Below are 17,405 nucleotides of genomic sequence, written 5' to 3'. Positions count from 1 at the left end.
ATCACGATCACGATCACGAGATTCCGGGAGGATGCCCCGGCCTTCAGGCCGGGGAGGAATCCGGTTCACCGCGCAGGACGGCCACGCTTGACTGCGTCGGCCGCCGTGGGGTGTGCTGACGGCCGCGGTCTTTGCGACATTCTTGGTCGGCATTGCGTGGAATGGGGACTCCTGTGGCGAATCGTGCGCCGAACGTGGTCGTGATCCTGCTCGACGACCTGGGGTTCGCGCAGTTCGGGAGCTACGGTTCGGGGTTCTCCACGCCGAACGTCGACCGGCTGGCCACCGGGGGACTGCGGTACAACCGGTTCCACGTCACGGCGCTGTGCTCGCCCACCCGCGCCTCGCTGCTCACCGGGCGCAACCACCACGCGGTGGGCATGGGCTTCCTCGCGGACCTCGCGACCAGAGCTCCCGGCTACACCGCCCGCATCCCGCGCTCGGCCGCCGCACTTCCCCGGCTGCTGCGCGGTGCCGGCTACAACACGATGGCGGTGGGGAAGTGGCACCTCGTCCCCGGTGGTGAGCGCAGTTCGGCCGGGCCGTACGACAGGTGGCCGCTCGGGCTGGGTTTCGAGCGCTACTACGGCTTCCTGCGCGGCGACGCCAACCACTGGGCGCCCGAGCTGGTCCGCGACAACTCCTACGTCGAGCCGCCGGCCGGGCCCTCCGACGGCTACCACCTCACCGAGGACCTCGCCGACGAGGCGATCCGGATGGTGGTCAACCAGCAGCAGTCGGCGCCCGGAAAGCCGTTCTTCCTCTACTTCGCCCCCGGCGCGATGCATGCCCCGCATCACGTCGAGCGTTCCTGGGCGGATGCCTACGCCGGCGCCTTCGACCACGGCTGGGACCGCTGGCGCGAGGAGGTCTTCGCCCGGCAGCTCGCCAGCGGCGTCGTCCCCGCGGGGACGACGCTGACCGAACGCCCGTCCTGGGTGCGGGCCTGGGCTGACCTGCCGGCCGACGAGCGCCGTGTCTTCGCCCGGATGCACGAGGTCTACGCCGGTTTCCTGAGCCACACCGACGCGCAGATCGGCCGGGTCGTCGACACGCTGGAGAAGCTCGGCGTCCTGGACAACACGCTGCTGTTCGTGATGTCCGACAACGGCGCGAGCGCCGAGGGCGGGGTGTCGGGAACCGCCAACGAGCACAGCTTCACCCACCGGGTGGTCGACGATCTGGCCGACAACCTGGGCCGCCTCGACGACTGGGGCGGGCAGCGCCACTACCCGCACTACGCCTGGGGCTGGGCCTGGGCCGGCAACACACCGTTCCGGCTGTGGAAGCGTTACACCTGGCTCGGTGGCACCCGGGTGCCGATGATCGTCCACTGGCCGGCCGGGATCACGCCGGGCACCGGTGGCGGGGCTGGCGACGGTGGTGCCGCCACCGGTGTGCGCGGGCAGTTCGCGCACGTCATCGACATCATGCCGACCGTGCTCGAGGCCTGTGGCGTGCCGCTGCCCGAGTCCGTCGACGGCGCGGCGCAGCAGCGGGTGGACGGCGCCAGCCTGCTGCCCACCTTCGACGACCCGGCGGCGCCGAGCCCGCGAACGTCGCAGTACTTCGAGATGCTCGGATCGCGCTCGATCGTCGCGGACGGCTGGAAGGCGACCACCGACCACGTCTCGCAGGGCGTCATCGAGGAGGAGCAGCTGATGGAGGGCAGCCGCGACTTCGAGACCGACCGGTGGTCGCTGTTTCGGCTGGACGAGGACTTCTCCGAGGCGCACGACCTGGCCGAGAAGCATCCGGACGTCGTGCGGGGCCTGGAACGGCAGTGGTTCGTCGAGGCGGGCGCCAACAAGGTGATGCCGATCGTCGACAGCATCGCCGGCCGCTTCGGTGACCTGCTGCCGCGGGAGTACCCGGTCGGCCAGAGCCTGGTGCTGGATCCGGCCGGCGGCCCGGTCTCCGACGACGCGCTGCCGCTGCTGTTCGGCGGTGGCCGGATCACCGCGGACGTCGAGGTGCCGGCGTCCGCCGACGAGGCGAACGGGGTGCTGTTCGCGCTCGGCGACTGGAACGGCGGTTTCGCCGCCTACGTGGTCGGTGGCGTCCTGCACGCCGTGGCGGCCCTGCCCAGCAGCGAGATCGCGGTGTCGGCGGGCCGGCCGCTGCCGCCCGGCCGGCACACGGCGGGGCTGGAGCTGCGGCCTGATCCGGCGGGCGGCCTGCACATCGAGGCGCTGATCGACGGGGAGGTCGTCGGCGCCGCCCACGTCGACGACAGCCTGCCGTTCGTCTGGCAGCACGGCGGCGCGTCGATCCATCTCGGGCAGGACCGCGGGCTGCCGGTGAGCGACGGCTACCGCCCGCCGTTCCCGTGGACGGGCACCCTGCACCAGGTGCGCATCGACGCCGGCGCCCAACTGCCCCCGGAGCAGGATCTCCTGCGCATCGCACTACAGGTCGACTAGCAGCCACGAACGAACGTGCGGGAGTCGTGGCCCACACGCTCCCACGCCCCCGTCATTCCGTACGGGGGTCCAGGTCGGCGGTGGACAGTGGCCGGCCGGGCAGCGGTGGGCCGCCGGTGGCTGCGTCGGGCCGGGCCCGCAGGCCGTCGAGGATGATCCCGCGGGCTCGCTCGAAGGCGATCTCGTCGGGCTGCCAGGGTGATCCGTTCGTGCTCTGGAGCAGCAGGGTGAACAGGTGGGTGACGTCGCCGCCGCCGACGTCGGGGCGCAGCGCCCCCTCCCGCTGTGCGTCTCGGACCAGCGTGTCCGTGATCTCGATGAGCTCCGCGCGGATCCGCCTGATCGTCTCGTCGGCCTCGATCGCGGCGGCCGTCGCCCCCGAGAAGAGCCCGGGCATGCGCACCGTGAGGCTCAGCGCGCGGAAGCCGCCGAGGCTGCGCACGAGCGCGCCCCAGGCGGTGGGCTCCTCGGCCTGGGCCCGGCGGGCGTGGTCCAGCATCTCGCTCACGCTGTCGCGCGCCACCTCCAACGTCAGCGTCTCCCGGTCGGGGAAGTGCCGGTAGAGCGTGCCGACGCCGACACCGGCGAGGCGGGCGATCTCCTCCATGGGCACGTTGGGCCCGTCCGCGGTGAACGCCGCGGTGGCCGCGGCGAGGATGGCGCTGCGGTTGCGGCGCGCGTCGGCGCGCAGCCGGTGCGGCGGTGTCGATGGCCGCTCTGTTGATGGCCCCTCTGTTGATGGCCGCTCTGTCGATGGCATCGGCCTGATCCTCCTCCTGCCTGCTGTCAAGCGTGCTCCCAGCTCGGCCACCGGGGCCAACCGGAGGTGCATCCTCCGTTCGTGCTAGCGTAAACGGAGGAAATTCTTCCGCTATTGATCGATGTGAGGACCAGGCATGACAGAGGCGTCCGCGCCGGCGGCGACCACCGTCGGGGCCACAACCGTCCAGGCCACAACCGCCGCGCGGGCCGAGGTGGAGATCCGTGCCCACACCACCTCCGGCCGGGCGACCCTCGAGCTCGCCGTCGTCGGCTTCGCGGCCCTCATGGTGTCCATGTCCCAGGGGATCCTGGTGCCGGTGCTGGCGATCCTGCCGACCGAGCTGAACACCACCCACACCAACGTGGAGTGGCTGCTCACCTCGACGCTGCTCGTCGCCGCCGTCGCCGTCCCCGTGATGGGGCGCCTCGGTGACATGTTCGGCAAGCGCCGGATGCTGCTGATCGCGATGGGCACGCTCGCCGTCGGCTCACTCATCGACGCGGTCACCAGCAACGTCGCGCTGATGATCGTCGGGCGTGCCATCCAGGGCCTGTCCACGGCGGCGATCCCGCTCGGGATCAGCCTGCTGGTCTCGCTGCTGCCGAAGGAACGGGTCGGCTCGGCCATCGCGCTGATCAGCTCGATGCTCGGCGTCGGCGCCGCGCTGAGCCTGCCGCTGGCCGGTCTGGTCGCCGAGCACGCGGACTTCCACGTGCTGTTCTGGATCCTGGTGGTCGGTGGCGCCCTGTCGTTCCTCACCGTGCTGGCCTTCGTCCCCGAGGCGCCCAGCCGCACCGGTGGCCGGGTCGACCTGGTCGGCGCCGCGCTGCTGAGCGCCGGCCTGGTCGCGCTGATGCTCCCGCTCGCCGAGACCGCCAACTGGGGCTGGGGCTCGCCCTGGGTCATCGGCCTGCTGCTGCTCGGCGTGGTGCTGCTGGTGGCGCTGGGCGTGGTCGAGCGACGGATCAACGATCCCCTGGTCGACATGGTCGCGTTTCTGCGCCGCCCGCTGCTGATGACGAATGTCGCCTCGATGCTGTTCGGTTTCGCGCTCTTCGCCTCGATGATCGGGACGGCGTCGTTCGTGCAGGCACCGGAGCAGGCCGGGTACGGCTTCGGCTCGTCCATGGTCGTCGGCGGCCTCGTGATGCTGCCGAGCGGCCTGGGCATGCTGTTCCTCGCGCCGGTCGCGGCCCGGCTGGTGGCACTGCGCGGCGGGGCGCAGACCCTCGCGCTGGGAGCCGTCATCGTGGCCGTCGGCTGGTGCACCCGCATCGTGTTCACCGACGAGCTGTGGCAGATCATCGCCTGCAACGCCGTGGTCGGGATCGGGACGGGCATCGGCTACGCGGCCATGCCGTCGCTCATCAACGCCTTCACGCCGCCGACCGAGATCGCGGCGGCGAACGGCCTGAACGCCCTGTTCCGGTCGATCGGCAGCTCGCTCGCCAGCGCCATCGGCGGCAGCATCCTCGCGGCGCGGACGGTCGCCGTCGGCTCCGCGGAGCTCCCGTCACTGGACGGCTACCAGCAGCTGTTCGCCCTGTGCGCCGGGGCCGCGGCGGTGGCCGCGATCACCACCTTCGGCATCAACAGCCGTCGCGGCGCGAAGCCCGTGCCGGCGGCCTGACCGATCGCCGCGGCCCGCGCGGTTCCGCGGAACCGCGCGGGCCGCGCGGCGCCGCGTCACCGCGCCAGAATCGGGTGGATACAGTGCGCCTTCAGGCCGGGGAGGACGTCAAGGAGGGATTCACTCGGATGCGTCTTGCCGTGGGATGCGCGATGTGGAGCCACCGGTCCTGGCAGGGGCGCTTCCTGGCCCATCCGCTGCCGCCGAACGAGCGCCTGCGCGCCTACGCCAGCTGGTGCGACGCGGTCGAGGGGAACACGACCTTCTACGCCACCCCGACCAGGGAGACCGTGGCAACCTGGGCGCGCCAGACCGGCGAGGACTTCCGGTTCCTGGCCAAACTACCGAAGATCATCACCCATGACCGCTGCCTGACCGACGTCGACGAGGCCCTGGGTGGCTTCCTGGACGCGATCGAGCCCCTGGGCACCCGCGCGCACGCGGTGTGGATCCAACTGCCGGGCGCCTTCGGTCCCGTCGACGTGCCGCTGCTCGCCCGTTTCCTGAGCCGGCTCCCCGACGGCCACCGGTACGCCGTGGAGGTCCGCCACCCGGAGTTCTTCGCCAGCCCCCGGGCGGCCAGCCTGCTCGAAGCGGCGCTGCGTACCGCGGGCGCCGAGTGGATCCCCTTCGACACCACGGCGTTCTTCGCCAGCCCGCCGACCAGCGACGCCGAGCGGGACGCCTGGAGCAAGAAGCCACGGGTACCGTCGCGGTCCGTCGCGCTGACCGACCGGCCGATCGTCCGCTATCTGGGCCGTGACGACACCGAACAGACGGTCGCGGGCTGGCGGCCCTGGGTCGACGTCGTCGTCGGCTGGCTGCGCGAGGGCCGGTCGCCGACGATGTTCATCCACACTCCGGACAACGCCGACGCGCCCGGACTCGCGCGGCGTTTCCACGACGACGTCCGGGCCCGGCTGCCGGAGCTGGACGCCCTGCCCGAACCGATCCCGGCGCAGCCGCTGACCCTGTTCTGAGCCGCTGGCCCTGTTCCGAGCCGCTGGCCTTGTGCTGACCCGTCAGCGCGTGGCGAGCGCGATCTGTTCCTCGGCCTCGGCCTGGGCGTTCCACTCCCGCTTGCCGGACTGCCAGCCATCCTCGTCGTGCCCGGCCCGCCAGTAGCCGGAGATCGACAGCCACTCCGGCGGCAGTCCGCGCTCGACGCGCAGCAGCCGCCGCAGCGCCTTCACCGTGCCCGCCTCACCGTGGACGAACACCTGCCCCGTCCCCGCCGGCAGCTCCAGCGCGGTGACCGCCTCGACCAGCAGCGCACCGACCGGCCGTTCCCCGCGGTGCAGCCACCGGACCTCGACACCGTCCGGTACGTCCAGGCTCAGCTCGTCCTGCGAGCCGGCGACCTCGACGAACGCATGCACCGGCACGCCGGCCGGCACCCGGGCCAGCGAGGCGGCGATCGCCGGCAGGGCGCTCTCGTCGCCCGCCAGCAGATGCCAGTCCGCGTCCGCGCCGGGGGAGTAGGCGCCGCCCGGGCCGTTGAACAGGATCTCCGCGCCGGGGGCGACGGTGGCGGCCCAGGGCCCGGCGATGCCCCGGTCACCGTGCCAGACGAAGTCGATGGTCAGCTCGCGGCGGCCCGGGTCCCAGGCGCGCACGGTGTAGGTCCTGGTCCGGGGCCAGTGCTCGCGCGGCATCTCGGCCCGCACGGCCTGGATGTCGAACGGCTCCGGGTAGGTCACCCCGGGCACCGGGAAGAGCAGCTTGACGTAGTGATCGGTGAAGTCACCGGCGGAGAAGCGCGCTAGCCCGGGGCCGCCGAGGACGACCCGCACCATGTGCGGGGTTAGACGCTCCGTGCGCAGCACGGTCGCCCGGTGCGGGGCGGGGAACCGTCGCGTGGTCTGACGCTCAGCCATTCACCCAACGTACGTTCGGATTCCCGTGGCGAACGGAACACTCAGTTTGCCCGATTAGCGGACCAGCCACCTTGACGGATCTGTGCCGATCTATCCTGATAATCTCGGCGATCTAGTTTCGGGGCCCGGGGAATCCGGGTTCCAGGCCGAGGGGCGGGGCGTGGCGGACGAGCGCGGGGATTCAGGCGAGGATGCAGGGAAGCGCCGGGAACAGGCAGGTCCGGAGGGTTCCGGCGGCTCCGGCGGCCCGGTGAATCCGTGGGCGCTGGTTCCGCCGTCACCGGTTCCGCCGACACCGCCCATGGCGCCACCGCCGCCACCTGCGGCACCACCAGCTCCGGGGCCGGTCGCGGCGATGCCGGCGTCACCGGCGTCGCCCTCACCGGCACCGCCGCCGGGCCCGTGGCCGCCGTACGGCTGGTATCCGCCACAGCCACCGGCGCCGGGCCCGGCCCGCTGGCACGGCTGGTTGCTCATCGTCGTCACCGTGCTGAGCGCTGCCGCCGTCGCGCTGAGCGCACTCACGCTCTACTGCGGGGTCGACCTCACAGGGGACGATCTTTTCGGAAGCTCGGACATGCAGGGTGTGGAGGTGTCCGGATCGGATGCCTGCTATGGAGAAACGGGCGGCGCGGTACCCGACTCGGCACGGCGTTCACCCGATGAGGACGACCCTGTCCTCGCCGCGGGGGAGACAGTCGTGCTCAGGTATCAGGTGCTGGGCTGCGACCAGCCGACCGTCGTCGAGCTGACCGTGGGCAACGTGCACAGGCAGTCCACCGCGCCCACCGAGGAGTTCCAGCGGACACCCGACAACGGCACGTATCTGCTTGTGGACGTGACGGTCGCGGTGCGTGGCAACTACGTGTGGCCCGACCCCTATGTCTTCTCCGCGCTGGGGCCGGAGAACACGATCGCGACCCCGCTGTGGACGGAATCGGCGATAACGGGACCTTCGGAACCTTTTTCCGATGATCCGACAACTGTCCAGCTTGCCTTCGACGTCACCACGGACTTCGATGTCATCCGGTTCGACGACGCCACCCCCGGCAGCGTTTCCTGGCGAATCTGACCGACGTGCGCGGCCGGATTCCCGGGCTTTCACGGGTCGCCGGCCGGGCATGAAATCATCTCCTGGTTCCTGCTGTGATGTGCCGACCAGGAGTGGACGAGATGCCCGTCAGCAACGACGACATCGCCAACACGATCAGCGCCTATCTCGACGTGTACCCGACGGACACGGAGGCGTTCGCCGCGCTGTTGGAGACGGCGCGTGGCAGTGAGGCGCCGCTGGCCTCGAGGGCGACCACGCCCGGCCATGTGACCTGTGGGGCGGTCGTGGTCACCCCCGACCGGCGGGTTCTGCAGATCCGGCATCGCCGGCTCGAGCGCTGGCTGTTGCCCGGTGGCCACATCGAGCCGGAGGACGACTCACTGCTGGCTACGGCGATGCGGGAACTTGCCGAGGAGGCGGGGATTTCCGGCGGGAGCGTCAGCCCCGTTCTCGAACGGCCGGTCGACCTGCACGCGCACGTGATACCGGCGAATCCGATCAAAGTGGAGCCCGAGCACACTCATTACGATTTTCGATTCCTGGTGGCGGTGGACCAGGCGGTCGCCACATCCCCGAACGAGGAGGAGGTATCCGACTTCCGGTGGATCCCGCTTCTCGAGCTGCCCGGCCAGCTCGGCGGCCGGGTTCGGGCCACCCTGCTCACCCGAAAACTTCCCGACCCGGCTCGTAGGTCTCCCTGACGCCGGCCGGCCTGCCCGCGGTGCCCGCGGCGCCGCCGCCGGTCGGATCGGGCGGCGGCACGGGGCGGTTCCGCTGCGGGGCCGTTCCGCTGAACCGGGGCGGTTCCGCTGAACCGGGGCGGTTCCGCGGAACCGGCCGGTCGGTACGTCGAGCACCCGACAACACTGCGCGACGTTCCCGCCGGGTCACCCATCAGCATCACGGCGGGCGTCTGAGCCTGGAACGCCGCGGCTCTTCCTGAGGACCGCCATCGCGGGGGATCAGCACGGCGGCGCAGGACGCGCAGACGGCGGCACCGGCGGCGATCCAGAACGCCCGGGTGAACGCGCTGTCGGTGGGCAGTGGGCGGCCCGCGTTCGTGCTCGACGCGAGCAGGGCGGCGACGACCTGCGAGCCCAGCGCCGCGCCGACCGAGCGCACCAGCGCGTTCACCCCGGTGGCCTGGCCTGTGGTCCGCGCCGGAACGTCCTCGATGATGATGGTGGGAACCACCGACATGCCGAGGCCGACGCCGGTGAAGACCACGGTCGTGAGCACCGCGACGACCACCCGCTCGCCGTGGTCCACCGCGAGCAGGGCCAGGCCACCGGCGGCGGTGAGGAACCCGGCCATCAGGGGAGCGCGCCGCCCGAGCCACCCGCTGATCCGCCCCGCGTACGAACCGGTGATCAGCATCGCCAGGGAGGCGGGCAACAGCAGCAGGCCTGTTCCGGTGGCGTCCAGGCCGAAGCCGTAGCCGGCCGAGCGCGGTGCCTGCGCGATCTGCGGGACCAGGACGAACGCGCCGAACATGCAGCAGCCCACCAACAGGGTGGCGAGGTTCGTGGCCGCGACGATCGGCCGGACCAGCAGCCGGATGTCCACGAGCGGATCGGCCGTGCGCAGCTCGAACAGCGCGAACAGCGCGAGGACGGCCAGCCCGGCCGCCATCAGCCCGAGAGTCCGGGGACTGCCCCAGCCCCAGACGGAGGTCTGCGTCAGCGCGATGAGCGGGGCGGTCAGCCCGGCGGACAGCAGGAGCGCACCGGGCACATCCACCCGGCCCGGGGAGCGGGACGACGCGGAGTCCGGAGGCAGCCGCAGGGAGCCGGCCGCCGCGCCGGCGGACATGAGCGCACCGAGCCAGAAGATCCAACGCCAGCTGGCGTGATCGAGGAGCAGCCCACCCGCGAGCAGGCCCGCGCCGGCGCCGATGCCGGCGATCGCGGCGATCAACCCGACAGCGCCCGGGCGGCGGCGTTCGGGGAAGGCCTCGCCGATGATGCCGAAGCAGAGCGGGAAGATGCCGCCGCCGGCGCCCTGCACCGTCCTCGCCGCCACCAGCAGCCAGATGTCGCTCGCGAGCGCCGACAGCACACTGCCCGCCGCGAACACGGTTAGGGCGATGACCAGGAGGCGCCGCCGGCCGTACATGTCGCCCAGGCGGCCGATGACGGGGGTGAGGATCGCCGCCGCGACCAGGTAGGCGCTGAACACCCACGTGACGTTCGCCGCGGTGGTGCCCAGGGCGTCGGTCAGCACGCCGACCCCCGGCACCACGGCGGTCTGCGCGATGGAGAACGCCGCCGCGGCCGCCGCCATGACGAGCAGGCTCCCGGTCGTGGATGGCGCCGGCGCATCGAGTGCCGGCGCATCGAGTGCCGGCGGCGCCGTCGAGACCCCCGGTGGCGCTGGCGATGGCGCCGGTGCCACCGACGGTGGTGGCGGCGTGGGCACGGGTGCCGGGGGCGGCACCGGCCCGTCCTGGGCGGGCGGCATCAGGCGGCGGCTTTCTCCAGCACGTGTACGCCACAGGCGCTGCCCAGCCCGATGACATGGGCGAGCCCGACGCGGGCACCGGCGATCTGCCGGTCGCCGGCCTCGCCGCGCAGGTGATGGCAGATCTCCCAGACGTTGGCGATACCGGTGGCCGCGATGGGATGGCCCTTCGACTGCAGGCCGCCGCTGACGTTCACCGGGATCCGCCCGTCGCGCCAGGTGGCACCCGACTCGAAGAAGCCGACCGCCTCGCCCGGTGCGCAGAGCATCAGGTTGTCGTAGTGCACCAGCTCGGCGGTGGCGAAGCAGTCGTGCAGCTCGACGAGGTCCAGCTCCTGCGGTCCGATGCCGGCCTGCTCGTAGGCCTGGGCGGCGGCGGAGCGGGTGAGGGTGTTGACGTCCGGGAGCACCTGGCAGCCGTCCTGCCACGGGTCGCTGGTGAGCACCGACGCGCTGACCTTCACGGCGCGCCTGCGCTGCTCGGGGGACATCCGGCGCAGCCGGCTGCCGCTGACGACGACCGCCGCGGAGGCGCCGTCACAGTTCGCCGAGCACATCGGGCGGGTGTTCGGGTAGGCGATCATGACGTCGTTCATGATCTCGTCGAGGGTGAAGCGGCGGCTGTACGCGGCCAGCGGGTTCAGGGTCGAGTGCGCGTGGTTCTTCTCGGCGATCCGCGCGAACAGCTCGAAGCTCGCGCCCCCGTAGCGGTGCCCGTACTCCAGGCCGATCTGGGCGAACACTCCCGGCATGCTGTCGGTGCCGACCCGGCCCTCCAGCGGCGCGACGGCGCCGAACCGGCCTCGGCGCGACCAGGTGCCGTCGCCCGCCGATGCCTGCCCGGGCGCGCCGAGCAGGCCGGCGCCGGCTAGCTTCTCGACACCCACGGCCATCCCGACGTCGGTCTCGCCGGCCCTGATCGCCATGATGGCGACCCGCAGTGCGGTCGCGCCGGTGGCGCAGGCGTTGGCGACGTTGTAGACCGGGATGCCCGTCTGCCCGATCTGCTTCTGCAGCAGCTGGCCGAAGCTGGAGCTGCCACCGGTCAGGCTGCCGGTGGCGAGCACGCCGACGTCGCGCATGGTGATGCCCGCGTCGGCGAGCGCGGCTGCCGCGGCCTCGGCGGCGAGGTCGATGCCGTCCTTGTCCGGGTGCTTGCCGAACCTGGTCATCGAGATCCCGAGGATCCAGACATCCTGGGCCATGGCGCGGTCCTTTCGATCTTCTTGACGAGCCCGGCGCCGGTGGCGGTGGCGGTGCCGTGGCTCAGGGGACCCGTGGGCTGTCTAGACCGGTTCGAAGCCGTACCCGACGGCCTCGACCCCCGCGCTGTCGGCGCCCACGGGCACGGTGGTCAGCCGCACCTTCATGCCGAGCGTCACGTTCTCCGGGCGCGGCTCGACGTTCACGAGGCAGCCCCGCACCCTGGTTCCGCCGCAGTCGACGACGGCCGCCACGAACGGCACCGGGACACCGGGCGGAGCCATCGACACGATCGAGAACGTGTGGACGGTTCCCTCTCGCGGGACCGTGACGGCCCGGAACGCCGCGGCGCCGCACGACGCGCACGCGTTGCGGCGGTCGAAGAAGCGTGCCGAACACTGCTCGCACTCCTGGGCGACCAGCTGCGGCTCGCCGCCCAGAACCAGATAGTCCACCAGCGGAATCCGCTCTGCCACGAAGAACCCCTGCCCTCGACCCAATACTGAACCGCCGACGACGCGTGAATCACTCCTACGCCGTGATGGGCGAATTAACCAGCCTTTTCCGAATGCTCCAAGCCCTCTCACGGAGAGATCCACAAGAGTGTGACAGCTTGTATTCAGGATGGCCATATTTACACTAGGTTGAAGTACCTGTACTGTCAACCCGGTCGCGTGGAGGGAGGACGCCCATGAAGGTCGCGCTCACGGTCAGAGACTTTCTGGACCGGGCTGAGACGGTGTATCCGGGTGCGCTGGCGCTGGTCGACGAGCCAGGCCAGGCGGGTTCACTGGGCCGGCTGAGCTATGCCGAGCTGGCGGCACGTGCCCGTGGCGTGGCGGCCGGTCTGGCCCGGCTCGGGGTGCCGGTGGGCGGCCGGGTGGCGATCGTGTCGCCCAACTCGGGCCGCTTCCTGACCGCCTTCTTCGGGGTCTCGGGCAGCGGGCGGGTACTGGTCCCGGTGAACTACCGGCTGGGTGCCGAGGAGGTGTCCTACGTCGTCGGCCACTCGGGCGCCGAGCTGCTTCTGGTCGACCCGGACCACGCCGACGCGCTGGCCGATGTGAAGGTCGCCCACCGGCTCGTGCTGGACGGGGTGTCCGACGCGGAGCTGTTCGCCCCGGCGGACCCCACCGATGCCGCCGCGTCCGCCGCATGGGCGCAGTGGGAGCTCGACGAGGACGCCGTCTGCACGATCAACTACACGTCCGGCACCACGGCCCGGCCGAAGGGCGTCCGCCTCACCCACCGCACCTGCTGGCTGAACGCGGCCTCGTTCGGCTGGCACACCACCGTCACCGAGCACGACGTCCTGCTGCACACCCTGCCGATGTTCCACGTCAACGGCTGGGGGATGCCCTACGCGGTGACCGGCATGGGCGGCACGCACGTCGTGATCCGCAGGATCGACGGGGAGGACATCCTCACCCGGGTCGAGCGGGACGGGGTGACGCTGATGTGCGGCGCCCCGGCGGTGGTCGCCTCGATCCTCGACGCCGCGTCCGCGCGGGTCGCCGCCGGCCGCCCGGTCCCGGGCCGCGACCGGGTGCGGATCGTGGTCGCCGGGGCGCCGCCACCCAGCGCGGTGGTCGCCCGGGTGGAGGAACAGCTCGGATGGGAGTTCATCCAGATCTACGGGCTGACCGAGGCGGCGCCGCTGCTCACCGTCAACCGGGCCCGGCGCGGCTGGGAGAAGCTGCCGACCACCGAGCGTGCCCGGCTGCTGGCGCAGGCCGGCGCCCCTGCGCTGGGGGTCCGGCTGCGTACCGATGCCTCCGGCGAGATCCTCGCCCGGTCGAACCATGTCTTCGACGGTTACTGGGAGCAGCCTGAGCAGACCGCGGCGGCGATCCGGGACGGCTGGTTCCACACCGGCGACGGGGGCACGTTCGACGGCCCACTGCTCGCGATCACCGACCGCAAGAAGGACGTCATCATCACCGGCGGTGAGAACGTCTCCTCGATCGAGGTCGAGGACTGCCTCTACCAGCACCCGGACGTCGCCGAGGCCGCGGTGATCGGCGTCCCGGACGAGAAGTGGGGGGAGACGGTCAAGGCCCTGGTCGTGCTGCGACCCGACGCCTGCGCCACCCCCGCCGAGCTGATCGAGTTCTGTCGCTCCCGGATGGCGCACTACAAGTGCCCGACCAGCGTGGAGCTTCGGCCGGCGCTCGAACGCACCGCGACCGGGAAGCTGCAGAAGTTCAGGCTGCGTGCCCCCTACTGGGCCGGCCGCACCCGCGAGGTCAACTGACGTGCCCGGCCTGACCGGCCCCGCCGGCCTCGAGGGCATCCGGGTCGTCGACTTCGGCCACCAGATCGCCGGCCCGGTCGCCGCGCTGCTGCTGGCCGAGGCCGGCGCCGACGTCGTGCACGTCGACTCGCCGCGCACCGCGGCCGAGCCCGGTCCGCTCGACGCCTACGTCAACCGCAGCAAACGGCGGATCACGCTGGACCTGAAGCGGACGTCCGACCGGGCGGTCGCGCTGGACCTGGTCGCCCGCGCCGACGTGCTCGTCGAGAACTTCCGGCCCGGGGTGATGGACCGCCTGGGCCTCGGCCCGGGTGCCACCCGTGCCTCCAACGAGCGGCTCGTCTACTGCTCGCTGCCCGGCTTCGCCGGCGATGACGAGAAGGCCACACTCGCGGCCTGGGAGGGAGTGATCCAGACGGCGGTGGCCGGCTACCGGCCGCTGAGCGAGCACTGGGATCCGTCGGGCCGCCGGCGGGTGCGGGTCGAGGACCCGGCCGCGCCGCTGTTCAGCCCGATCACCACCGCATCCAACTTCGGGGCGCTGATGGGCGCAGTGTCGGTGGTCATGGCGCTGATCGCCCGGGAACAATCGGGCCGGGGGCAGCTGGTCGCGGTCCCGCTGGCGGAGGCGTTCGCCGAGGCCTACAGCACGATGCTGGGCATGCGGGTGTACGAGAACCCGCTGATGGGCGACGGCCACCTGCTGCGTGACCTCACCTACGAGTGCGCCGACGGCGGCATGGTCGACCTGTCGCCGTACGCGAAGTTCGTCATTCCGCTGCTCGTCGCCGCCGGGGCCGCGCCGGAGTGGGAGCGCCAGGGCCTGATCGACGTCGCCACCCGCGGCTTCGCGCGGGAGCACCGGGAGCGGGCGATGACGATGTTCGCCGACCTGGTCCGCAGCCGCCCGGCGGCCTGGTGGGACGAGGTCGCGACCTTGGCCGAGACGCCGATGGCCATGGTCCGAACCCCCGCGCAGTGGGTCGCCAGCGAGCACGCACGCCTGTCCGGAGCCGTCGTCACCCTGGACGATCCGCTCGCCGGGCCGCTGGTGCTGCCGGGCCGCGGTTTCGACCTGGGCCGGGCCCCCGCCGCGCCGAGGCCCCGGCACCTGCCCGACCAGGACCGCGATGCCGTGCTCGGCGAGCTGCGTGAATGGCACTGGGCTGGGAAGCGTGTCGCCCACGGGCCAGCCGTGCCCGGGGCCGGGGTGTCGCCGCCGCGAACCGGTGCGCCGCGGCCGCGGCCAGTGGATCTTCCGCTGGAGGGGCACTCCGTCCTCGACCTCAGCCAGGCGGTCGCCGGCCCGACGGCGGCCCGGGTGCTCGCCGACTTCGGCGCGGACGTCATCAAGATCGGTAACCCGGTGCCGGCGGTGACGGACGGCATCGTCGGCCAGCTCCACCGCGGCAAGCGCACGGTCCTGCTGGACGCGCGGAGCGGGCCGGGCGGCCGGCTCGTGGCCGACCTGATCCGTGACGCGGACGTGCTGGTCACCAACTTCACCCTGAAGTCGCAGGCCCGCTACGGCATCAACCACGCGCGAACCAGCGTGCTCAACCCCGGCCTGGTGCACTGCTCCATCACCGCCTACGGCCACCACGGGCCGTGGGCGCACCGCCGTGGCTACGAGAACCAGTGCAACGCGGCGACCGGCATGAGCTGGCGCTACGGCGCGCGTTTCGGCTGGACGCTCTACCAGCCGACCCCGGTCAACGACGCGGACACCGGGATCCTCGGCGCCTACGCGGTGGCGGTCGCCCTGTTCGCCCGCCTGCGTGACGGCGCCGGCCAGCAGGTCGGGGCGTCCCTGGTGCAGGGGTCCACCTTCCACCAGGCGGTCCATCTGGCGGCGGAGGCCCAGTCGGCGGACGGCGGCGGGCCGGACGCGCTGCGCAACGAACACGGCGCGACCGCCCTGGCGCGCTTCTACCAGGCGAAGGACGGCTGGTTCTTCCTCGCGGCCGGGCAACGGGACGTCAACGGGCTGCTGCGTGCCGTCGGCCTGGAGGCCACCGCGGAGCCGGGCGACGTCCTCGAGCCGGACGACGCGGCGGAGCCGGGCGGGGACGTGGAGACCTGGCGGGACCCGGGCGGAGCACTCGCCGCGCGGCTGGCCGCCCGGTTCTCCGGCGAGCCGGCCGCGCACTGGGTCGGCCGGCTGGTCGGCGCCGGCATCGGCGCGCACCACCACGTGCCCATCGACGACGCGGTCGGCTATCTGCACGGCCGCGGCGTGGTCTATTTCGAGCGCGGCCCGAACGGCGCGGACGTCCCGCGGCCCGGCATCGGCCAGTGGCTGTCGGAGACCCCGCCCGTCGTGGGCGCCAGCCCCGGGCCGGTGGGCTCCCAGGCGGTGGAGATCCTCACCGGGCTCGGGCTGACCCCGGCCGAAATGGAAAGCCTGGCAGCGGACGGCGTCCTGTGCCTGCCCGACCGGCTACCCGAGCTGAAAAGACTGACCTGAGCCATCAGACCACATCCGACAGAGTCGCCCCGGAAGGTGTTCCGTTGAACCGAGTCAAGGTTGGATTCATCGCACTGACTGGACTTCCCAAGAGTGTTCCCGAGGCTGAGTACCTCGAATGGCATGCGACCAGGCACATGCCGGAGCAGTTCACGGTCCCGGGGATCGTCAACGCGCAGCGGTGGCATTCCACGGCGGCCTGCCGCGCCCAGCGGGCCGCCCAGGCAGATCATCTGGTCGACGCCGAGAACCTCGTTTCCTACCTGCTGTCCGATCCGGTCGAGCAGAATCTCGTCGAGTTCCAGGCTCTCAACAAGAAGCTGAACGAGACCGGAAAGTTCATCGAGCCCAGCCCGTTCCTGATGCTCGGGGCGTACAAGCTGCTCGAACCACGTGCGGCGGAGCGCACCCTCATCTCCGACCACGCCGTCCCGTGGCGCCCGAACCTGGGGGTCTACCTCGTCGTGGAGCGACTCGACCCGGCGCGTGCCGAGGAGTACGACAGCGAGTTCCGCGGGGCCGGGGTGGACGGCCTGCTGTCCGTGCCCGGGGTGGCCGGGGTCTACCTGTACGGCACCGCACCCGGCTACCAGACCTCGCACCAGGTGGACCAGACGCACCGGGTCACCGTGGCCTACCTCGACGCCGACCCGGCGACGGTCGGGGCCGCCGTCCGCCCGCTGCTGGAGGCACGCTGGAAGAACGGCGGTGTCGAGCCGGTGTTCGCGGGCCCCTTCGAGTCGGTGGTGCAGTGGAACTGGCAGCGGTTCACCGAGCCCGAGCAGGTGGCGGGCTCGCCGTCCTGACCGTTCCCATACTGCAACGGCACGTGGCTGTGTCCGTAGCCTGCCACGGATTGGCGTCAATCAGGATCGCTGATCGGCGGCCGGGGAGGCTCGCACTCCACGAACGCGGCCGGACCTCCGAGAGCCCGGTGGCCCGGTTGGCGAGTCGCAAGAATGAAGGATTTTGGTCGTTCCGACGAGGTGGTCTCAGTCGGTCATTGCACACCTGTCTGGATGGGGGTGTGGGATGCCGGCTGGTCGGCGACCGTTGGGGTGGGATGTGCGTGGAAAGTTCTGGGATGCGTATGGGGCGGGAGACAGCATCACGGTGGCGGCGGGGAGAGCGGGAGTGAGTTCGTCGGCGGCTCGGTTGTGGATGCTGGCGGTGGGTGGGGTCCGGCCGCGGCCACCACAGCCGCGGTCACCGTTGCGGTTGTCGATGGCGGAGCGGGAGGAGATCTCGCGGGGCCTGGCGGAAGAGCTGAGTTT

Annotated in this window: 13 protein-coding genes; 8 read left to right on the top strand and 5 right to left on the bottom strand. The window is 71.8% G+C overall.

Annotated features, from left to right (window positions below):
- Nucleotides 1-173 precede the first annotated feature (173 nt).
- Nucleotides 174-2,423, top strand: a complete 2,250-nt coding sequence (locus tag AWX74_RS17515) for an arylsulfatase (protein ID WP_242666287.1) — start codon at nucleotides 174-176, stop codon at nucleotides 2,421-2,423.
- 52 nt (nucleotides 2,424-2,475) lie between these two features.
- Here the strand turns inward: AWX74_RS17515 and AWX74_RS17510 are convergent, their stop codons facing one another.
- Nucleotides 2,476-3,183 carry a TetR/AcrR family transcriptional regulator gene (locus tag AWX74_RS17510; RefSeq protein WP_091277962.1) on the bottom strand — a complete coding sequence of 236 codons (708 nt, stop codon included), beginning with the start codon at nucleotides 3,181-3,183 and terminating at the stop codon, nucleotides 2,476-2,478.
- 136 nt (nucleotides 3,184-3,319) lie between these two features.
- Between AWX74_RS17510 and AWX74_RS17505 the strand changes: the two genes are divergently transcribed.
- Both AWX74_RS17505 and AWX74_RS17500 read left to right on the top strand, forming a co-directional pair.
- Nucleotides 3,320-4,816 carry an MFS transporter gene (locus AWX74_RS17505; protein WP_091277960.1) on the top strand — a complete coding sequence of 499 codons (1,497 nt, stop codon included), beginning with the start codon at nucleotides 3,320-3,322 and terminating at the stop codon, nucleotides 4,814-4,816.
- Between the two features lie 128 nt (nucleotides 4,817-4,944).
- Nucleotides 4,945-5,796, top strand: a complete 852-nt coding sequence (locus AWX74_RS17500) for a DUF72 domain-containing protein (RefSeq protein ID WP_091278202.1) — start codon at nucleotides 4,945-4,947, stop codon at nucleotides 5,794-5,796.
- 42 nt (nucleotides 5,797-5,838) lie between these two features.
- Here AWX74_RS17500 and AWX74_RS17495 read toward each other — a convergent pair whose 3' ends face one another.
- Nucleotides 5,839-6,693: a siderophore-interacting protein gene (locus tag AWX74_RS17495; protein WP_091277959.1), complete on the bottom strand. Its 855-nt coding sequence runs from the start codon at nucleotides 6,691-6,693 to the stop codon at nucleotides 5,839-5,841.
- A gap of 355 nt (nucleotides 6,694-7,048) precedes the next feature.
- On the opposite strand from AWX74_RS17495, the gene AWX74_RS17485 reads away from it, so the two are divergent.
- Together AWX74_RS17485 and AWX74_RS17480 are read left to right on the top strand one after the other, a co-directional pair.
- Nucleotides 7,049-7,765, top strand: coding sequence for a hypothetical protein (locus AWX74_RS17485; protein WP_165615668.1), 717 nt, complete (start codon nucleotides 7,049-7,051; stop codon nucleotides 7,763-7,765).
- A gap of 101 nt (nucleotides 7,766-7,866) precedes the next feature.
- Nucleotides 7,867-8,448, top strand: coding sequence for an NUDIX hydrolase (locus tag AWX74_RS17480; RefSeq protein ID WP_091278200.1), 582 nt, complete (start codon nucleotides 7,867-7,869; stop codon nucleotides 8,446-8,448).
- 199 nt (nucleotides 8,449-8,647) lie between these two features.
- Here the strand turns inward: AWX74_RS17480 and AWX74_RS17475 are convergent, their stop codons facing one another.
- The 3 genes from AWX74_RS17475 to AWX74_RS17465 form a co-directional block, all read right to left on the bottom strand.
- Nucleotides 8,648-10,030, bottom strand: coding sequence for an MFS transporter (locus AWX74_RS17475; protein WP_226931337.1), 1,383 nt, complete (start codon nucleotides 10,028-10,030; stop codon nucleotides 8,648-8,650).
- A 176-nt stretch (nucleotides 10,031-10,206) separates the two neighbouring features.
- Nucleotides 10,207-11,412, bottom strand: coding sequence for a thiolase family protein (locus AWX74_RS17470; protein WP_091277949.1), 1,206 nt, complete (start codon nucleotides 11,410-11,412; stop codon nucleotides 10,207-10,209).
- A gap of 81 nt (nucleotides 11,413-11,493) precedes the next feature.
- Entirely contained in the window at nucleotides 11,494-11,886 is a 393-nt protein-coding gene (locus AWX74_RS17465; RefSeq protein ID WP_006539174.1) for a Zn-ribbon domain-containing OB-fold protein, read from the bottom strand.
- Nucleotides 11,887-12,101: 215 nt separating this feature from the next.
- Here AWX74_RS17465 and AWX74_RS17460 point away from each other — a divergent pair, with 215 nt between their 5' ends.
- From AWX74_RS17460 to AWX74_RS17450, 3 genes are read left to right on the top strand one after another with little or no spacing between them, the layout of a single operon-like run.
- Nucleotides 12,102-13,664 (top strand): AMP-binding protein, encoded by a 1,563-nt coding sequence (locus AWX74_RS17460; RefSeq protein WP_091277947.1) that lies wholly within the window; start codon nucleotides 12,102-12,104, stop codon nucleotides 13,662-13,664.
- Between the two features lies 1 nt (nucleotide 13,665).
- Nucleotides 13,666-16,131, top strand: a complete 2,466-nt coding sequence (locus tag AWX74_RS17455; RefSeq protein ID WP_091277945.1) for a CoA transferase — start codon at nucleotides 13,666-13,668, stop codon at nucleotides 16,129-16,131.
- A gap of 44 nt (nucleotides 16,132-16,175) precedes the next feature.
- Entirely contained in the window at nucleotides 16,176-16,937 is a 762-nt protein-coding gene (locus AWX74_RS17450) for a hypothetical protein (RefSeq protein WP_131799488.1), read from the top strand.
- Nucleotides 16,938-17,405: the final 468 nt, after the last annotated feature.

The sequence above is a fragment of the Parafrankia irregularis genome (assembly GCF_001536285.1).
GTDB lineage: Bacteria > Actinomycetota > Actinomycetes > Frankiales > Frankiaceae > Parafrankia > Parafrankia irregularis.
This window is presented reverse-complemented; position numbering and strand designations above follow the sequence as displayed.